The organism is Methylobacterium sp. 1030 (assembly GCF_040544715.1).
Classification (GTDB): domain Bacteria; phylum Pseudomonadota; class Alphaproteobacteria; order Rhizobiales; family Beijerinckiaceae; genus Methylobacterium.
In genome coordinates this window covers 1-16,619 of record NZ_JBEPKM010000011.1, presented here as the reverse complement: position 1 = coordinate 16,619, position 16,619 = coordinate 1, and the positions used below count along the sequence as shown (strand labels likewise).

General features: G+C 70.0%; 18 protein-coding genes and 1 pseudogene. 11 read left to right on the top strand and 8 right to left on the bottom strand.

Annotated elements, in window-relative coordinates:
* Window positions 1-42: 42 nt before the first annotated feature.
* From ABIC30_RS17005 to ABIC30_RS16980, 6 genes are all read right to left on the bottom strand, one after another.
* The gene (locus ABIC30_RS17005) at window positions 43-1,287 is read right to left on the bottom strand and encodes a cysteine desulfurase (RefSeq protein ID WP_331326331.1); all 1,245 of its coding nucleotides are present in this window, start codon (window positions 1,285-1,287) and stop codon (window positions 43-45) included.
* 203 nt (window positions 1,288-1,490) lie between these two features.
* Entirely contained in the window at window positions 1,491-2,813 is a 1,323-nt protein-coding gene (locus tag ABIC30_RS17000) for a SufB/SufD family protein (RefSeq protein WP_354455806.1), read from the bottom strand.
* Between the two features lie 3 nt (window positions 2,814-2,816).
* Window positions 2,817-3,569, bottom strand: a complete 753-nt coding sequence (gene sufC, locus ABIC30_RS16995; RefSeq protein WP_020093412.1) for a Fe-S cluster assembly ATPase SufC — start codon at window positions 3,567-3,569, stop codon at window positions 2,817-2,819.
* Between the two features lie 15 nt (window positions 3,570-3,584).
* Complete coding sequence (locus ABIC30_RS16990; RefSeq protein WP_354455804.1) at window positions 3,585-3,824, bottom strand: cytoplasmic protein; 240 nt, start codon at window positions 3,822-3,824, stop codon at window positions 3,585-3,587.
* 25 nt (window positions 3,825-3,849) lie between these two features.
* A complete protein-coding gene (gene sufB, locus ABIC30_RS16985) occupies window positions 3,850-5,319 on the bottom strand; it encodes a Fe-S cluster assembly protein SufB (protein WP_103985353.1) in 1,470 nt (489 codons plus the stop codon).
* Window positions 5,320-5,387: 68 nt separating this feature from the next.
* On the bottom strand, window positions 5,388-6,557 hold the full coding sequence (locus ABIC30_RS16980) for a cysteine desulfurase family protein (RefSeq protein ID WP_354455802.1): 1,170 nt from the start codon (window positions 6,555-6,557) through the stop codon (window positions 5,388-5,390).
* Between the two features lie 273 nt (window positions 6,558-6,830).
* On the opposite strand from ABIC30_RS16980, the gene ABIC30_RS16975 reads away from it, so the two are divergent.
* The 3 genes from ABIC30_RS16975 (at window position 6,831) to ABIC30_RS16965 (ending at window position 9,310) form a co-directional block, all read left to right on the top strand.
* Window positions 6,831-7,487 (top strand): alpha/beta hydrolase, encoded by a 657-nt coding sequence (locus tag ABIC30_RS16975; RefSeq protein WP_010686946.1) that lies wholly within the window; start codon window positions 6,831-6,833, stop codon window positions 7,485-7,487.
* An 85-nt stretch (window positions 7,488-7,572) separates the two neighbouring features.
* Window positions 7,573-7,959 carry a response regulator gene (locus tag ABIC30_RS16970; protein ID WP_026604970.1) on the top strand — a complete coding sequence of 129 codons (387 nt, stop codon included), beginning with the start codon at window positions 7,573-7,575 and terminating at the stop codon, window positions 7,957-7,959.
* Window positions 7,960-8,017: 58 nt separating this feature from the next.
* Complete coding sequence (locus ABIC30_RS16965; protein WP_331326335.1) at window positions 8,018-9,310, top strand: O-acetylhomoserine aminocarboxypropyltransferase/cysteine synthase family protein; 1,293 nt, start codon at window positions 8,018-8,020, stop codon at window positions 9,308-9,310.
* A gap of 130 nt (window positions 9,311-9,440) precedes the next feature.
* On the opposite strand, the gene ABIC30_RS16960 is transcribed toward ABIC30_RS16965, so the two are convergent.
* Together ABIC30_RS16960 and ABIC30_RS16955 are read right to left on the bottom strand one after the other, a co-directional pair.
* Window positions 9,441-10,610, bottom strand: a complete 1,170-nt coding sequence (locus ABIC30_RS16960) for an acetyl-CoA acetyltransferase (RefSeq protein WP_354455799.1) — start codon at window positions 10,608-10,610, stop codon at window positions 9,441-9,443.
* Window positions 10,611-10,808: 198 nt separating this feature from the next.
* Window positions 10,809-11,378, bottom strand: a complete 570-nt coding sequence (locus ABIC30_RS16955) for an NUDIX domain-containing protein (protein WP_331326337.1) — start codon at window positions 11,376-11,378, stop codon at window positions 10,809-10,811.
* 129 nt (window positions 11,379-11,507) lie between these two features.
* Between ABIC30_RS16955 and ABIC30_RS16950 the strand changes: the two genes are divergently transcribed.
* The 8 genes and pseudogenes from ABIC30_RS16950 to ABIC30_RS16915 all read left to right on the top strand — a co-directional run.
* Window positions 11,508-12,011: a hypothetical protein gene (locus tag ABIC30_RS16950; protein WP_091976995.1), complete on the top strand. Its 504-nt coding sequence runs from the start codon at window positions 11,508-11,510 to the stop codon at window positions 12,009-12,011.
* On the top strand, window positions 12,008-12,259 hold the full coding sequence (locus tag ABIC30_RS16945) for a monovalent cation/H+ antiporter complex subunit F (protein ID WP_020093421.1): 252 nt from the start codon (window positions 12,008-12,010) through the stop codon (window positions 12,257-12,259). Before ABIC30_RS16950 ends, ABIC30_RS16945 begins: the two co-directional genes overlap by 4 nt.
* Window positions 12,256-12,540, top strand: coding sequence for a monovalent cation/H(+) antiporter subunit G (locus ABIC30_RS16940; protein WP_331326339.1), 285 nt, complete (start codon window positions 12,256-12,258; stop codon window positions 12,538-12,540). Before ABIC30_RS16945 ends, ABIC30_RS16940 begins: the two co-directional genes overlap by 4 nt.
* Window positions 12,537-12,788, top strand: a complete 252-nt coding sequence (locus ABIC30_RS16935) for a Na(+)/H(+) antiporter subunit B (RefSeq protein ID WP_091976998.1) — start codon at window positions 12,537-12,539, stop codon at window positions 12,786-12,788. Before ABIC30_RS16940 ends, ABIC30_RS16935 begins: the two co-directional genes overlap by 4 nt.
* The gene (locus ABIC30_RS16930; protein WP_331326341.1) at window positions 12,785-13,561 is read left to right on the top strand and encodes an MnhB domain-containing protein; all 777 of its coding nucleotides are present in this window, start codon (window positions 12,785-12,787) and stop codon (window positions 13,559-13,561) included. Before ABIC30_RS16935 ends, ABIC30_RS16930 begins: the two co-directional genes overlap by 4 nt.
* The gene (locus tag ABIC30_RS16925; protein ID WP_331326342.1) at window positions 13,558-13,977 is read left to right on the top strand and encodes a sodium:proton antiporter; all 420 of its coding nucleotides are present in this window, start codon (window positions 13,558-13,560) and stop codon (window positions 13,975-13,977) included. The genes ABIC30_RS16930 and ABIC30_RS16925 overlap by 4 nt, the downstream gene beginning before the upstream one ends.
* Complete coding sequence (locus ABIC30_RS16920; protein ID WP_354455796.1) at window positions 13,974-15,728, top strand: complex I subunit 5 family protein; 1,755 nt, start codon at window positions 13,974-13,976, stop codon at window positions 15,726-15,728. The genes ABIC30_RS16925 and ABIC30_RS16920 overlap by 4 nt, the downstream gene beginning before the upstream one ends.
* A gap of 667 nt (window positions 15,729-16,395) precedes the next feature.
* Window positions 16,396-16,518, top strand: a pseudogene (locus ABIC30_RS16915) (IS3 family transposase); the annotation flags it as partial.
* Window positions 16,519-16,619 lie beyond the last annotated feature (101 nt).

Below are 16,619 nucleotides of genomic sequence, written 5' to 3'. Positions count from 1 at the left end.
TCTCCCCGGGCCCGCGCGGGCGGGACCAGCCTCATCCCAGTATCAGGTGAACAGCATTTCTGCTCTGCCGAGCGCCTCGGCAAGGGCATCGATCTCGGCGGTCGTGTTGTAAAGCCCGAACGAGGCGCGGCAGGTCGAGGTGACGCCGAAGCGGTTGAGCAGCGGCATCGCGCAGTGGGTCCCGGCCCGCACCGCCACGCCCTGCCGGTCGATCACCGTGGCGATGTCGTGGGCGTGCGCGCCCTTCATCTCGAAGGCGATCACGCCGCCCTTGCCCGGTGCGGTGCCGATGAGGCGCAGGGAATTCATCGCGCCGAGGCGCTCCTGCGCGTAGGCCGTGAGCTTCGCCTCGTGGGCGGCGATCGCGTCGCGCCCGAGATTCATCATGTACTCGAGCGCGGCGCCGAGACCGACCGCCTCGATGATGGCCGGGGTGCCGGCCTCGAACCGGTGGGGCGGATCGTTGTAGGTGATCGCGTCCTCGCTGACCGTCCGGATCATCTCGCCGCCGCCCTGGTAGGGCGGCAGGCGCTCCAGCCATTCCTTCTTGCCGTAGAGCACGCCGATCCCGGTCGGGCCGTAGACCTTGTGGCCGGTGAAGACGAAGAAGTCGCAATCGAGCGCCCGCACGTCGACCGGCTGGTGCACCGCGCTCTGGGCCCCGTCGAGCAGGACCGGCACGCCGTGGGCGTGGGCGATGCGCACGATCTCGGCGGCCGGCGTCACCGTGCCGAGCACGTTCGACATGTGGGTGATCGCCACCATCTTGGTCCGCGGCGAGAACAGCTTCTCGTATTCCTCGACCAGGAAATTGCCCTGGTCGTCCACCGGGGCCCACTTGATCACGGCGCCCCGGCGCTCGCGCAGGAAGTGCCAGGGCACGATGTTGGAGTGGTGCTCCATGATCGAGAGGATGATCTCGTCCCCCTCCCCGATCAGGCCGGCCCAGCCCATCGACGAGGCCACGAGGTTGTAGGCCTCGGTGGCGTTGCGGGTGAAGATGATCTCGTCCGTCGAGGCGGCGTTGAGGAACTGGCGCGTGGTCTCGCGCGCGCCCTCGAAGCCCTCGGTGGCGGCGTTCGCCATGTAGTGCAGGCCGCGATGGACGTTGGCGTAGCCGGTCTCCATGCAGGAGACCATCGCGTCGATCACCTGCCGGGGCTTCTGCGCCGAGGCGGCGTTGTCGAGGTAGACGAGCGGCTTGCCGTAGACCTGCTGCGACAGGATCGGGAAATCCTTCCGGATCGCCTCGACGTCGTAGGTGGGGGTAAGGACGGGTGCGTTCATGGTCGCGACCTTCCGAAGACTTCGCCGATCCCGGGAACAGCCCTCATCCTGAGGTGCCGGAGCGAAGCGGAGGCCTCGAAGGAGGCCTCCAGCTAGCGTTGCGATCCCCGGATCCCGCCTGTAGGGCCCGCTGCCGCGGTGACCTCAGGACGGGATCAGGTCTCGAGAAGGGCCGGTCCGCGGAGCGGAACCGGCCGGGACGATCAGCCGCGCGCCTTCAGCCAGGCCTCGATCTCGCCGATCAGCGCCGCGCGGGCGCCCTCGTGCGTGACCGCCTCCACGGCCTCGCCCACGAAGGCCTGCACGAGCAGGCTCTCGGCGGTCGCGCGCGGAAGGCCGCGGGCCATCAGGTAGAACAGCAGATCCTCGTCCGGGGCGCCGCAGGTGGCCCCGTGGCCGCAGGCCACGTCGTCGGCGAAGATCTCCAGCTCCGGCTTGTTCATCATCTGCCCCTCGTCGGTGAGGAGGAGGCAGTCGGACTTCATCTTGCCGTCGGTCTGCTGGGCGGCCTGACGGACGATGATCTTGCCCTGGAACACGCCGGTGGCGTCGCCGTCGATGATCCACTTGAACTGCTCGCGGCCGACGCCGCCGACCGCGGCATGGTCGGCGAGCAGCGTCGAGTCGGCGAGCTGGCCCTTGCGCAGCATGGCGGCGCCGTTGACCACGACGTTGGTGTCGTCGCCCGCGACGTGGACGAAGATCTGGTGGCGCGACAGGACCGCTCCGGTCACGAGGTTCACGGTCTCGACCTGACCCTCGGCCTCGACCTTGAGCGACAGGGTCGAGAGCGCGATGGCGGCGTCGCCCTGCTTGTTCAGGCGGGTGTGCCGGAAGGCGGCCTTGGGGCCGACCACCACGTCGAGGGCGTCGTTAGGCTGGCAGGTGAGCCCGTCCGGGCCCTCGTGGCTCTCCAGGAGACCGAACTCCGCGCCCTCGCCGATCTGGACGAGCACGCGGGTCGCCGTCGAGAACGGCGTGTTCCCGGCGCCCACGAAGCGCAGGTGCAGCGGCCGCGCCGGCTTCGCCCCGGGCGAGACCTTGATCAGCGCGCCGTCCGCCAGGAAGGCGGTGTTGAGCTGGTAGACCGGGTTCTCCCGGGCCTGCGCCACCGGGGCGAGCTGCTTCAGGTCGACATGCGCCTCGGTCAGCGCCTCGGACATCGGGACGACCGTGACCCCCTCGGGGATCCGGTCGAGATCCGACAGCTCGCGGACGAGATGGCCGTTCACGAAGGTCAGGCGCGCGGCCTCGATGCCGGCGAAGCCCTTCGCCCCGGCGACGGCCGCCTGGGCGACGTCGAGGCTCGGCGCCTCGGCCGGGGGCGCGGCCTCCGTGATGGCGGCGCGCAGGTCCGTGTACTTGAAGGCCTCGACCCGCCGGCTCGGCAGGCCGGTCGCCTCGAAGAAGCGGAACGCCTCCTCGCGGGCGATCGCCTTCTCGCTGGCGAAGCTCTGGCGGGCCGACTCGAACAGCTTCGACAGGCCGGCCTCGGCGGGGGAGCGGAGGTTCGTGACGTCGGCCATGGCTCAGGCCGCCTCCCCGGTGCGGTACTCGGCGTAGCCGGAGGCCTCGAGCTCGAGGGCGAGCTCCTTGCCGCCGGTCTTCACGATCTGACCCTTCGACATGACGTGCACGGTGTCGGGCACGATGTGGTTGAGCAGGCGCTGGTAGTGGGTGATCACCAGGAACGAGCGGCCCTGGTCGCGGAGCGCGTTCACGCCCTCGGAGACGATCCGCAGGGCGTCGATGTCGAGGCCGGAATCGGTCTCATCGAGCACGCAGAACTTCGGCTGCAGCAGCGCCATCTGGAGGATCTCCATGCGCTTCTTCTCGCCGCCGGAGAAGCCGACGTTGAGGGCGCGCTTGAGCATCTCCTTGTTGATCTCGAGCTTGTCGGCCGCGCCGTTCACCGCGCGGATGAAGTCCGGGGTCGACAGCTCGGCCTCGCCGCGCGCCTTGCGCTGCGCGTTCAGGCAGGCCTTGAGGAAGGTCATGGTGCCGACGCCGGGGATCTCAAGCGGGTACTGGAAGGCCAGGAAGATGCCGGCCGCGGCGCGCTCGTCGGCGGCCATCTCCAGAACGTTTTGCCCGTCGAGCAGGATCTCGCCGTCGAGAACCTCGTAATCCTCCTTGCCGGCGATGACGTAGGAGAGGGTCGACTTGCCCGAGCCGTTCGGGCCCATGATCGCCGCGACCTCGCCGTCGTTCACGGTCAGGTTGAGGCCGTTCAGGATGCGGTTGTCCTCGATCTGCACGACGAGGTTCTTGATTTCCAGCATGTCAGTCCAAGTCCTTCAAAACCATTCGTCCCGCATCGCCCGCAGGAACGCGGCGCTCCCGACCGGGTAGCCGGAGAGGTCGCCGATCACCGCGTCGATGCCGCACCGGGGACAGAGGGCGGTGCCCTCATCGGCGATCCAGCCCGCGATCTCGTCCGGCGCGAAAACCTCGAGGCAGAAGAAGCACCCGCACAGGACGCTGCTCCGGACCTCGTCGGCGTGCCGCGCGCTGTGCCGATGGGCCGCCCGCAGCACGTCGTCGTCGTAACCGCCCAGGCGGTCAGCCCACCGAGCCTTCCAGGCTGATCGAGATCAGCTTCTGGGCCTCGACGGCGAACTCCATGGGCAGCTGCTGCAGCACGTCCCGGACGAAGCCGTTGACGATGAGTGCGGTCGCCTCCTCCTCGGAGAGGCCGCGCTGCTGGCAGTAGAACTTCTGCTCCTCGGAGATCTTCGAGGTCGTCGCCTCGTGCTCGAAGACGGCCGAGGCGTTCTTCGACTCGATGTAGGGCACGGTGTGCGCGCCGCACTGGTCGCCGATCAGCAGGGAGTCGCAGTTCGTGAAGTTGCGCGCGCCCTTGGCCTTCCGGTGCGCCGAGACGAGGCCCCGGTAGGTGTTCTGCGACCGGCCGGCCGAGATGCCCTTCGAGATGATCCGGCTCGTCGTGTTCTTGCCGAGATGGATCATCTTGGTGCCGGAATCGACCTGCTGCATGCCGTTCGACACCGCGATCGAGTAGAACTCGCCGCGGGAATCGTCGCCGCGCAGGATGCAGGACGGGTACTTCCAGGTGATCGCCGAGCCGGTCTCGACCTGGGTCCACGAGATCTTCGAGCGGGCGCCGCGGCAGTCGCCGCGCTTCGTCACGAAGTTGTAGATGCCGCCCTTGCCCTCGTTGTCGCCCGGGTACCAGTTCTGAACGGTCGAGTACTTGATCTCGGCATCATCCAGGGCGACGAGCTCGACCACCGCGGCGTGGAGCTGGTTGTCGTCGCGCTTCGGGGCGGTGCAGCCCTCGAGATACGAGACGTAGGAGCCCTTGTCGGCGATGATCAGCGTGCGCTCGAACTGGCCGGTGTCGCGCTCGTTGATGCGGAAGTAGGTCGACAGCTCCATCGGGCAGCGCACGCCCGGCGGGATGTAGACGAACGACCCGTCGGAGAAGACGGCCGAGTTCAGCGTCGCGAAGAAGTTGTCGGTCGCCGGCACCACCGAACCCAGGTACTTCTGCACCAGCTCGGGATATTCCTGCACGGCCTCGGAGATCGGCATGAAGATCACGCCGGCCTTCGACAGCTCCTTCTTGAAGGTGGTGGCCACCGAGACCGAGTCGAACACGGCGTCGACCGCGACGCGGCGCTCGGGGGCGATGCCCTCCAGCACCTCGACCTCGCGCAGCGGGATGCCGAGCTTCTCGTAGGTCTTGAGGATCTCGGGGTCGATCTCGTCGAGCGACAGCGCCGCCGGGCGCTTGGGCGCCGCGTAGTAGTAGATGTCGTTGTAGTCGACCTTGTCGTAGGAGACGCGGGCCCACTCCGGCTCCTTCATGGTGAGCCAGCGCCGGTAGGCGTCGAGGCGCCACTCCAGCAGCCACGCGGGCTCGTTCTTCTTGGCCGAGATGAAGCGGACGACGTCCTCGGAGATGCCCTTCTCGGACTTCTCCATCTCGATCGTGGTCTCGAACCCGTACTTGTATTGGTCGAGGTCGATCGAGCGGACCCGGTCGATGGTTTCCTGCACAGCAGGCATCAGCGTCTCCTAGGCATCTCCGGCGTCAAGGGCCGGGAAGCGACTGTCGGAAAGCGGGGGGGCGGCGCTCAGGCCGCCTGGCCTCGCCGTCTATATAGGGTCTCCACGACCCGTTCGAAGGCGTCGAGGAAGCATGCCACCTCCTCGTCCACCGTGTTCCAGCCGAGGCTGACGCGCAGCGCCCCCCCGGCGAGGTCGGAACCGACGCCCATCGCGGCGAGCGTCGCCGAGCGCGCGACCTTGCCCGACGAGCAGGCCGAGCCCGACGACACCGCCACGCCGGCGAGGTCGAGGGCGATCAGGGCCGAGGGCGCGTCGAGCCCCGGGACCGAGAAGCTCAGGGTGTTGGGCAGGCGCGGCGCCCCAGCGGCGAACACCACCGCGTCGGGCGCCATGGTGCGCACGCCGGCCTCGATCCGGTCCCGGAGGGCGGAGAGGCGCGCGGCCTCCGCGTCGAGCGCCGCGCGGGCGATCCGGGCAGCCTCGCCCATGCCGACGATGGCCGGCAGGCACTCGGTGCCGCAGCGCAGCCGCCGCTCCTGGCCGCCCCCGCGCAGGAAGGCGCTCTCCAGGCTGACGCCCTCGGCCAGGACCAGCGCGCCGACCCCCTTGGGCGCCGCGAACTTGTGGCCCGAGAGGGTCAGCGCATCGAGGCCGAGCGCCGCCATGTCGAGTGGGATCTTGCCGACGGCCTGCACGGCGTCGCTGTGGACCAGGGTCCGGCCGTGCGCCCGCGCCAGGCCGACGATCTCGGCCAGCGGCTGCACCGCGCCTGTCTCGTTGTTGGCGGCGTGGACCGAGAGGAGCAGGGTCTCGTCGGCGAGAGCACCCAGGCGCGCCTCCAGGGCGACGAGATCGACCACGCCGTCGGCGGTGACCGGGACTTCCTCGACGGCCGCGTCCGGGAACCGGTGACCGGCGGCGACGCAGGGATGTTCCGTGGCGGAGTAGAGCAGTCGCGACGGGGCCGCCGCGCCGCCGCGACGGAGGGCGCCGGACAGGACCGCGTTCGCCGCCTCGGTCCCGCCGCTGGTGAAGACGACCTGCTCGGGCCGGGCGTTCACGAGCGCCGCCACCTGGGTGCGGGCCGCTTCGAGGGCGGCCCGGGCCGCCCGTCCCTCCGCGTGGATCGAGGACGGGTTCCCGGGGAGCGTGAGCGCGCGCGCGACCGCCTCCGCGACGTCCGGGCGGACCGGCGCCGTGGCGTTGTAGTCGAGATAGGCGCGTGCCCGGCTCATCCGCGTTCCGTTAAGCCCTCTGCTGCGGCGCGTCACAATTCCTTGCCCGCGCGCCGGCTCGCCGTGCTAAGGCGCGCCGAGACAATGAGATCCCGCCGACCCGGCACGGTCGGCGTGGCAGCCAACGCGGTGCTTCGGACGGGTTGTTTAGAATAGTTCTAATCGCCTAGAACTGTTCTAAGACTGCTTTTATGGTGCGCGCGCGACGAGTCAAGGCTGCTGCGCCGCCGGGCCAATCGCCCGGCGGGCGATCTCCGGAGCGAGAGACGAGCGATGCCCGAAGTGATCTTCACCGGCCCGGCCGGCCGCCTGGAAGGCCGTTACCAAGCCCCCAAGAAGCGCGGCGCGCCGATCGCCATCATCCTGCACCCGCACCCCCAGTTCGGGGGCACGATGAACAATCAGATCGTGTACAACCTGTTTTACACGTTCGCCAATCGCGGTTTCGCGGCCCTGCGCTTCAATTTCCGCGGAGTCGGGCGCAGCCAGGGCTCGTTCGACCACGGCTCGGGCGAGCTGTCGGACGCTGCGGCCGCCCTCGACTGGGTTCAGTCGGTCAACCCGGAGGCGAAGTCCTGCTGGATCGCGGGCGTGTCCTTCGGCTCGTGGATCGGCATGCAGCTCCTGATGCGCCGCCCCGAGATCGAAGGCTTCATCTCCATCGCCGCCATGGCGAACCGCTACGACTTCACCTTCCTGGCCCCCTGCCCCTCCTCCGGCCTGTTCGTGCACGGCTCCGAGGACCGGGTCGCGCCCGCCCGCGAGGTCATGCCGGTGATCGAGAAGGTGAAGACCCAGAAGGGCGTCATCATCGAGCACCAGATGGTCGAGGGGGCCAACCATTTCTTCGACGGCAAGGTCGAGGAACTGACCCAGACGGTCGACACCTACCTCGACAAGCGCCTCGGCAAGCGCGAGGAGGCGGCCTGACGGATCCGGCCCCGCGCCTTGACGGGGGGAGCCCCGGAGGAATAGGGCGCGGGTTTCGGAATTGAGACGCACCTTCGCAGGTCTGATGTCAGATAGCCCGTCCGACCATCCCGTCGTTCTCCTCGTGGAAGATGACGGCCTCCTTCTGATGGAGGCCTCGGACACCCTCGCGGATGCGGGCTTCACCGTCGTCGAGGCGACGCATGCCGACAAGGCGCTGAAGGTTCTGGAGAACCGCGACGACGTCGGGGTCCTGATGACCGACGTCGACATGCCGCAGGGGTCGATGGACGGCTTCGCCCTGGCCCGCCTCGTCGCGCATCGCTGGCCCTCGATACCCGTGCTGGTGGTGTCGGGCATGGGCACGCCCGGTCCCAACGACATGCCGGAGGGCGCCCGGTTCATCCCGAAGCCCTACGAGCCGACCACCCTGGTCCGGACCCTGCAGGCCTTCATCCGCCGCGCGGCTTGACGCACGGATCCGCTCGGGCTGACACCCGGTCCGGGCCCTGAACACCCGACCGAGAGCCATGACGGACAAGAATCGACCGCACCGCTTCGCGACCCGGGCCATACACGCCGGCGCGGCGCCCGATCCTGCCACGGGCGCCCGGGTCCAGCCGATCTACTTCACCAACGGCTTCGTCTTCGACTCGACCGAGCAGGCCGCCGACATCTTCGCGGGCCGCCGGACCGGCTTCTCCTACTCGCGCGGATCCAACCCGACGGTCGCCGCGCTGGAGCGCCGGATCGCCGATCTGGAAGGCGCGAAGGCGGGTGTGGCGGTGTCCTCCGGACAGTCGGCCATGCAGCTCATTCTGATGACGCTGTTGAAGAGCGGCGACGCCTACGTCGCGTCGCCGCGCCTGTTCGGCGGGTCGCTCGGCCTGATGCGCCGGCTTGACGGGCGCTACGACCTGAAGCCGCGCTTCGCGCGCGGTATGGCCCCGGAGGATTTCGAGGCGGCGATCACCCCGGACTGCCGGGCCATCTTCTGCGAATCGATCGTGAACCCCTGCGCGTCGGTGGTGGACCTCGACGGCATCGCCGCGGTGGCCCGCCGCCACAACCTGCCGCTCGTCGTCGACAACACCCTCGCCTCGCCGGCCCTGATCCGGCCGATCGAGCACGGCGCCGACATCGTCTGGCACTCCACCTCGAAGTTCCTGAGCGGCTCCGGCCAGACCATCGGCGGCGTGATCTGCGACGCCGGCCGCTTCGACTGGGCGAAGGTCGGCGGCTACAACCTGATCACCGAGCCCTGGCCGGACTATGACGGGCTGGTGCTCACCGAGGCCTTCCCGGCGACCCCCTTCGCGGCGGCGTGCCGGTTCTTCGGCCTGCGGGACCTCGGGCCCGGCCTGTCGCCGATGAACGCGTTCCTGACGCTCATGGGGATCGAGACCCTGCCGCTGCGCATGGAGCGGCACTGCGCCAACGCCCGGGCGGTGGCGGCCTTCCTGAAGGATCACCCGGCCGTGGCCTGGGTGAGCTACCCGATGTTGCCGGGCCAGACCGGCGAGGACCTCGCCCGCCGCTACACCCCGGACGGGCCGGGCTCGATCTTCACCTTCGCGCTGAAGGGCGGCGAGCCGGCGGCGCTGCGGTTCATCGCCGGCCTGGAGCTGATCTCCCACTTGGTGAACATCGGCGAGATCAAGTCGCTGGCGATCCACCCGTCCTCGACCACCCACCGGCAACTGCCGGAGCACGAGAAGGCCGCCGCGCAGGTCGGGCCCGAGACCGTGCGGTTGTCGATCGGGCTGGAGAACGAGGCCGACCTCATCGCCGATCTCCAGCAGGCGCTGGATCGCCTCCTCTAGTCCGTCATCGCGAGCGCGGCGAAGCGACCCAGAGCGGCGCGATCTCGACGATCGTGGCGCCGCTGGATTGCTTCGCGCCGCCCGCGAGGACGGCCACGGCTGGCAGGGATTGGCCGCAACCGGGACGGCCTCAGCGCCGCCGCTCCAGGATCGACACGTAGTTGGCGACCGCCGCGCCGCCCATGTTGAAGATCCCGGCGAGCTCCGCCCCGGGCACCTGCATCTCACCGGCCTCGCCCATGAGCTGGAGGCAGGCCATGACGTGCATCGACACGCCGGTCGCCCCCACAGGATGACCCTTGGCCTTCAACCCGCCGGACGGGTTGATCGGCAGCCGGCCCCCCTTCTCGGCGAGCCCCTCGCGCACCACGCGAAAACCCTCGCCCGGGGCGGCGAGGCCCATCGCCTCGTACTCGATCAGCTCGGCGATCGTGAAGCAGTCGTGGGTCTCCACGAAGGAGAGGTCCTCGTTGGCGATCCCGGCCTGGGCCCGCGCCCTCTCCCAGGCCATTCGCGCGCCCTTGAACTCCACCGGGTCGCGGCGGGACAGGGGGAGAATGTCATTGACGTGCGCGCGCGCGCGGAAGCCGATCGCCCGCTCCAGGCCCTCGGCGGTCTCGGCATCGGCCACCACAAGCGCCGCCGCCCCGTCCGAGATCAGCGAGCAGTCTGTGCGCCGCAGGGGGGCGGCCACGTAGGGGTTCTTCTCCGAGACCCGGTTGCAGAAGTCGAAGCCGAGATCCTTGCGCAGCTGCGCGTAGGGATTGCCGACGCCGTTGCGGTGGTTCTTGGCGGCGATGCGGGCCAGCTCCTCGCTGCGGTCGCCGTAGCGCTGGAAGTAGCCCGCCGCGATCCGCCCGAACACGCCCGCGAACCCGCCCTCGATGTCGGCCTCCTCCTTCCGGTAGGAGGCGCCCAGCAGGATGTCGCCGGTCTCGGCGACGCTCTTGGCCGTCATCTTCTCGGCGCCGATCACCAGGGCGACCCGGCCGCGGCCGCTGTCGACGAAGTCGAGGGCCGCGTAGAGGGCCGCCGACCCGGTGGCGCAGGCGTTCTCCAGGTGGGTCGCCGAGGCGTGGGCGAGGCCCGGCCGGTTCACCGCCACCAGCGAGCCCTCGAAGCCCTGCTTCGAGAAGCCGGTGTTCATCGAGCCCACGTAGATGCCGTCGACCTGCGCGTCCTCGACGCCGGCATGGGCCAGCGCCTCCCCAGAGACCCGGGCGATCAGCCCCTCGACATCGGGCTCCTCGAGCTTGCCGAAGGGGGTGTGGGCCCAGCCCACGATGCAGGCGCGCGTCATCCGGTGACCTCCCGTGTGTGGACAGGACGATGGGCCCGCCGCGGCCGGCGATCAAGACGGGGCGCGGGTTCTTCGACGCGCCGGACCCGTCCGGAGGAGGGCCGCTCGGGCCCGCTCAGCGCAGGTGGAAGGCGACCCACGCGACGCCGACCAGCACCAGCGCGGTCAGCAGCGCGCGGCCGAGCGCGCGGCGGCCTCTCACGGGGCGAACAGCTCCGAATGGCGTGCACGGAGTGCCAGGATCAGGGCCAGTGTCTTGAGGTCGGTGATCTCGGCGCGGTCGGCGCATGCGGCGAGCTCGGACAGCGGCATCTCAACCACCCGGATGTTCTCGTGCTCGCCCTCGGCCCCGCCGCCGGCCTCGGCGCGGTCCGCCCGGCCGTAGGGCGCGAGGTAGAGGTGGATCTTCTCGGTGGTCAGGCTGGCGCAGGAATAGGTGGCGCCGACGAACTCGAGCGCCCGCAGGCGCAGGCCCACCTCCTCCAGCGCCTCGCGGCGGGCATTCTCCTCCGGGCTGCCGGCGTCGATCAGCCCCGCCGGGGCCTCCATCTGGACCTGCTCGCCGGCCGCGAACAGCGGCGGAACCCGCAGCTCGCGCACGAGCGTCGCGACCTTCCGCTCCGGGTCGTAGGGCAGGATCCCGACCGAGTTGCCGTGGTCCTCGATCTCGCGCTCGACGACGGCGCCGTCGGCGAGGCGCACCCGCGCGATCCCGAAGCGGCTCCAGCCCTCGTGGACGAAGCGGATAGTGAGGATCTCGGCTTTCATGGGCACTCCCACTCCTCATCGTCCTACACGGAACCGTGTCTCCGGGTTCCGGGAACGCCGACGACCGCGGCCACGTTTGGTCGGACACGCGCATGGTCACGCTTCCGCGGGGCGCGCCGGTCAGGATCGATGCGGGCAGGATCGACGCAGGCAGGACCGATCGGCGGGCTCGGGAAGCGTTCGCGGCGCGACGGCGCAGCGATCTGGGTCGTCCTCGCCCTCACCTACATGGTCTTCGCCGGCTCGGTGAGCCTGAACGAGGGGATGGCCGCCGTCGGCTGCGCCAGTCTCGGCACGCTCTGGTGGTGGGGCGTCGGACGGCGCGGCGGGCTGCGCTTCCGCTTCGACCGGGCGTCGCTCTACCCGCTCGGCCCGGCCGTCCGCGACATGCCGCGCCAGACCGCCCGCGTCGGGCTGCACCTCCTGCGCGCGGTCCTCGGTCGCGCCGGCGGCGGCGCGACCCGGGAGCGGACCGCCGCCGAGATCGCCTGGGCCACGCCGGAGGGCGAGGCGGCGCCGGCCGCTCGGGCGGTCGGGCTTCTGGCCGCGTCGCTCGCCCCCGACAGCTACGTGCTCACCCTCGACCGCGCGCACGGAACCGTGGTGACGCACGGCCTGGAGGAGGCGCGATGAGCGTCTGGACGGTCGCCATCCTGGCGCTGCTGCCGCCGCTCGCCGTGGCCGCGGTGCTCGCGTGGCGGGGCAGACCCGGCCAGCGTTTCGCCGCCTACCAGCTCGCCGGCAGCGTCACCGTCCTGATCCTGACGCTGATGGCCTTCGCCACCGATCAGGCGTCGATCACGGATCTCGCCCTCACCCTGGTCCTGCTCAACCTGCCCGGCACGATGCTGCTCGCGGTCTTCCTGGAGCGTTGGATATGAGCGTCGCGATCGGCTCGGTCCTGGCCCTTGCCGTGGGGTCCGCTTGGCTCGCAGCCTTTGCCCTCTGGCGCCTGCCCCGGGCGCTCGACCGGATGCACGCCGTCGCGTTCCTGAACGTCGCGGCCGCGATCCTCGTGACGGTGGCGGCCTTCCTCGCGGACGGCGTCTCCGGGCGCTCGCTCAAGATCCTGGTGATGATGGTGGTGTTCCTCGCCTGGGCGGCGGTGCTGTCGCACGTCTCGGGCCGGGCCGTGCTGATGCGCGAGGGCCGCTCGGCATGACGGTCATCCTGCCGCTGCTCTTCCTGCTCACCGCGATCTCCGGCACTGCCGTGGTCCTCGTGCGCGACCCCGCGCGGCAGGTCTTCGCCATCGCGGTCAACGGGCTCGTCCTGGCGATCCTGTTCGACGCCCTCCAGGCCCCCGACGTCGCGCTCTCGGAGCTGGCGGTCGGTTCGGCGGCGGTGCCGCTCCTCTTCCTCGTGGCCCTGATGGCCGTGCGGACGCAGCCGCCCGAGGAGGAATCGTGAGCCCGCGCGCCCGCGTCGCGCTCCTGGCCGTCGCGGGCCTCGTCCTCCTCCCGGGCGCGGCCGCGGTGATCGCCGGCCTGCCGCCCTTCGGATCGACGATCGCCCAGTACGGTGCGCGCATCAACGCGATCACCCCGGAGGCCCGGCACGTCGCCAACATGGTGAGTGCCATCAACTTCGACCTGCGCGGCCTCGACACCCTCGGCGAGGAATTCATGCTGCTCGCCGCCATCACCGGAACGGTGGTGCTGCTGCGCGGACGGCGCGGTGAGGGCAACTCCGAGCGCGCCATGCGCCGGCCCGGCCGGGCCGTGCTCCCGCGCTCCGAGGCCATCGTGCTCGCGTGCCGCGTCGCCGGCCCGCTCACCGCGCTGTTCGGCCTCTACGTCGTGCTGCACGCGACCGTCACGCCGGGCGGCGGCTTCCAGGGCGGCGTCATCCTCGCCTCGGGCACCCTCCTCATCTACCTCGGCGAGGGCTACGCCGGCTGGCGCGACGCCATCCGCAGTCACTGGCTCGATGCCCTGGAGGGGGGCGGCGCGCTGCTCTTCGCCCTGTGCGGGCTCGCGCCGATGCTCACCGGCGCCGCTTTCATGCAGAACATCCTGCCGCTCGGCACCTTCCGCGACCTGTTCTCGGGCGGCCTGATGCTCGTCGAGAACCTCGGCGTCGCCCTGGCGGTGACGGGCGGCTTCACGCAGCTCTTCCTGGAATTCATGGAGGAGACCCGCGCGGCCGACGCGCCCGAGGAGCCGGGGGAGGAATCCGCGTGAGCGCGGTCACCAGTGTCCTGCCCTACGCGGTCGCCGCGTGGCTGTTCGGGATCGGCCTCTACGGCATCGCCACGAGCCGCAACTTCATCCACCTCGTGGGCTGCCTCGGCGTCTGCCAATCGGCGACCTACGTGCTCCTGCTCGGCCTCGGCTATCGCTGGGGCAGCATCGCGCCGATCTTCTACGACCACCCGCCGGGAACGCCCGCCGTCGACCCGGTGATGCAGGCGCTGGTGCTCACCGACATCGTGGTCGGCGCGACGCTCACCGCCCTCCTCCTCGTCCTCACCATCCAGGCCTACAAGCGCGGCGGCAGCCTGGACCCGGAGAAGCTCCGGCCGATGCGCGCGGGCGGCAAGTCCGGGCGCGACGCCGGGTCCAGCCGCGTGCGCGACGCGGAGCGGAACGCCCCGTGACCGCCTTCCCGGCCGCCCTCCTGCCCCTGCCCGTCGCGATCCCGCTCGTGGTCTGCGCCGCGATGCTGGCGACCGCGCAAGTCCTGCCCGGCCGTCTGCCCGACATCCTGGCGACGCTGGCGGCGCTCACCGTGGCGGTGCTCTGCGGCATCATCGCCACCCGCGCCGCCGACGGGCCGCTGGTCTACTGGTTCGGCGGCTGGGAGCCGCGCGACGGCGTCCATCTCGGTATCGGCTTCTCGGTGGACGAGGCCAGCGGCTGGGTCGCGGCCTTCATCGGCCTGCTCTACGCGCTGACCTTCGTGTTCGCCTGGGGCTTCTTCGACCGCACCCACGGCCACTTCCACATCCTGATGCTGCTGTTCCTGGCCGCCATGGTCGGGTTCTGCTTCACCCGCGACATGTTCAACCTGTTCGTGTGGTTCGAGGTGATGAGCGTCGCGGCCTTCGCGCTCACGGCCTACCATCTGGCGGAGTCGTCGCTGGCGGGCGCCATCAACTTCACGGTGGTGAACAGCCTCGCGGGCTTCCTGATGCTCGGCGGCATCGGCCTGATCTACTCCCAGACTGGCACGCTCGACTTCGAGGGCATCGCGGCCGCGGTGGCGCGGGGCGGCCGGGATCCGGTGGTGGCCGGAGCGTTCTGCCTCGTCGCGGCCGCCCTGATGATCAAGGGCGCGATCGTGCCGTTCCAGTTCTGGCTCGCCGACGCGCACGCGGTCGCGCCGAGCCCGGTCTCGGTGATCTTCTCCGGATCGATGGTCTCGCTCGGCCTGTTCGGGCTCGCGAAGGTGAGCGCCGTCGTGTTCGGCGGCTCCGATCAGGTCCAGCACGCCCTGCCGGGGCTCCTCATCGGCCTGGGCAGCTTCACCGCCCTCCTGGGCGGCTGGATGGCGCTGCTGCAGCGGCACCTCAAGCGGCTACTCGCCTTCTCGACCATCTCGCACGCCGGCATCATGCTCACCGGCCTCGGCGCCCTCTCGGTCGACGGGACCGGCGGGATGCTCGTCTACGTGGTCGGCCACGGGCTGGTGAAGGGCGCCCTGTTCATGATCGCTGGCATCCTGCTCGCCACCCAGGCCAGCATTGACGAGATCGCCCTGCGCGGCCTCGGACGGGGGATCTGGCCCGCCGGCGTCGCCATGGCTCTGGCCGGGCTGCTGCTCTGCGGCCTGCCCCTCGGTGTGCTCGACCAGGGCACCCGCCTCGTCCAGGGCGCGCTCTGGCAGCAGGGGCACGGGGTGGCGCTGGCGGCCGGTGCCATCGGCGCGGCGCTGACCGGGGCCGCGGTGCTGCGGGCCGCGGGCCGGATCTTCCTCGGGCTCGGGCCCGATCCCGGCGACGAGGCCGGCGCCCCGAGCGCGGACGAGCGCGAGAAGGCCAACCGGCCGCTCTGGCTGATGCTGGCGCCGTGCTGCCTTCTCCTCGCGCTCGATATCGGTCTGCCGGCGGCTCTCATCGAGCACGCCCTGCCGCGGGCGGCGTCGGCCTTCATGCACCGGCCGACCGTGCACGCGCTGGCGGAGGGGCCCGGCTGGCTCCCCTGGGCCTCGGTCGCCGCCGCTCTGGCCGGCGCGGGATACGGGCTGTTCCGCAGACATCTGCCCGCGTTCGTGGTCCGGCCGGTCAGCGCGACGCAATCCGCGCCGACCCGCGTGCTGGAAATGCTCCATAGCGGCTTGATCGGCGATTACGCCGCCTGGCTCGCCGTGGGCGTGGCGGCGATCGCGGCCGTGCTGGCCATCGCCTGAGCGCGCCCGTCGCCGCGCGCCTCAGCCGACGGGCTCACGCGGGCTCGAGCCGGCACAGGCCATCGGCCAGCGGCTCGCTCGTGTATGCTTTCGGGAAACGCCTGGGGGAAGTGGTGCGCCAGATCGAATTAAAATGCGAACACTTATGTAGTTGAAATCAAAAGATAAATTGAAGCTCGGCTCATGCCTGACAGCTGCATATCAAGCTCGTTTTTTCGATCAGATCCAAGAGGAAAGTGTTGCTCAATAGATTGAACCGATTGATCCGTCCTTATGATCAGGGTTCGAATCCCCTCAGCTTCACCACTTATTTCTCGCGAGAAATAAGTGAGTGGCAACAACGGTTTAGATGAGCCGAATTCCCGGATAAATCCGAGTTTATCCCAGTCGGCATCCCAAAAATCCCTGCTGTCGTCGGATAAAGCGGGCGAGCTTCGGCCTCCGGGTGAATTCCAAACGCCTGAGAGGCGCAAGCCTGACCGGCATCCGCACCGACGCCGGCACGAAACTCTCCCGGCCCGCGCATCATCGACGGCCTGAGCATCCGAAGGGCGGTCAGCCCGTCGACGAGGTCCAGCGACATAGGCAGGTCGCCGAGTTCGAACGTCCCCCAGAATTCACGATAGGCGCGAACGGACGTGGATGCCGAGGCCCGGTCGGGCATCGCCACACGGGCCGCGGGAGTCAGTACGCGGCAGAGGCCTATCGGAAGGTCTTGGCCGAGCACGGGCTTGTTGGCTCGATGGGCCGGCGCGGCAATCCCTACGATAACGCCAAGGCTGAGAGCTTCATGAAGTGATCCGCCCCCAGTGAAGTGGTCCGCCCTGAGGTATGGCTTTCGGGCCAGGACGAGGACGGACAGATGGGAACGAAGGGGCACAAGCCGGAGGA

What these genes read in the sequence shown, in the direction of transcription:
- ABIC30_RS16975 (WP_010686946.1), top strand. Translation starts at nt 6,831, where the DNA reads ATGCCCGAAGTGATCTTCACCGGCCCGGCCGGCCGCCTGGAAGGCCGT.
- ABIC30_RS16940 (WP_331326339.1), top strand. Translation starts at nt 12,256, where the DNA reads ATGAGCGTCGCGATCGGCTCGGTCCTGGCCCTTGCCGTGGGGTCCGCT.
- ABIC30_RS16955 (WP_331326337.1), bottom strand. Translation starts at nt 11,378, where the DNA reads ATGAAAGCCGAGATCCTCACTATCCGCTTCGTCCACGAGGGCTGGAGC.
- ABIC30_RS16980 (WP_354455802.1), bottom strand. Translation starts at nt 6,557, where the DNA reads ATGAGCCGGGCACGCGCCTATCTCGACTACAACGCCACGGCGCCGGTC.
- sufC (WP_020093412.1), bottom strand. Translation starts at nt 3,569, where the DNA reads ATGCTGGAAATCAAGAACCTCGTCGTGCAGATCGAGGACAACCGCATC.
- ABIC30_RS16965 (WP_331326335.1), top strand. Translation starts at nt 8,018, where the DNA reads ATGACGGACAAGAATCGACCGCACCGCTTCGCGACCCGGGCCATACAC.
- ABIC30_RS17005 (WP_331326331.1), bottom strand. Translation starts at nt 1,287, where the DNA reads ATGAACGCACCCGTCCTTACCCCCACCTACGACGTCGAGGCGATCCGG.
- sufB (WP_103985353.1), bottom strand. Translation starts at nt 5,319, where the DNA reads ATGCCTGCTGTGCAGGAAACCATCGACCGGGTCCGCTCGATCGACCTC.
- ABIC30_RS16950 (WP_091976995.1), top strand. Translation starts at nt 11,508, where the DNA reads ATGCGGGCAGGATCGACGCAGGCAGGACCGATCGGCGGGCTCGGGAAG.
- ABIC30_RS16945 (WP_020093421.1), top strand. Translation starts at nt 12,008, where the DNA reads ATGAGCGTCTGGACGGTCGCCATCCTGGCGCTGCTGCCGCCGCTCGCC.
- ABIC30_RS16970 (WP_026604970.1), top strand. Translation starts at nt 7,573, where the DNA reads ATGTCAGATAGCCCGTCCGACCATCCCGTCGTTCTCCTCGTGGAAGAT.
- ABIC30_RS16935 (WP_091976998.1), top strand. Translation starts at nt 12,537, where the DNA reads ATGACGGTCATCCTGCCGCTGCTCTTCCTGCTCACCGCGATCTCCGGC.
- ABIC30_RS16960 (WP_354455799.1), bottom strand. Translation starts at nt 10,610, where the DNA reads ATGACGCGCGCCTGCATCGTGGGCTGGGCCCACACCCCCTTCGGCAAG.
- ABIC30_RS17000 (WP_354455806.1), bottom strand. Translation starts at nt 2,813, where the DNA reads ATGGCCGACGTCACGAACCTCCGCTCCCCCGCCGAGGCCGGCCTGTCG.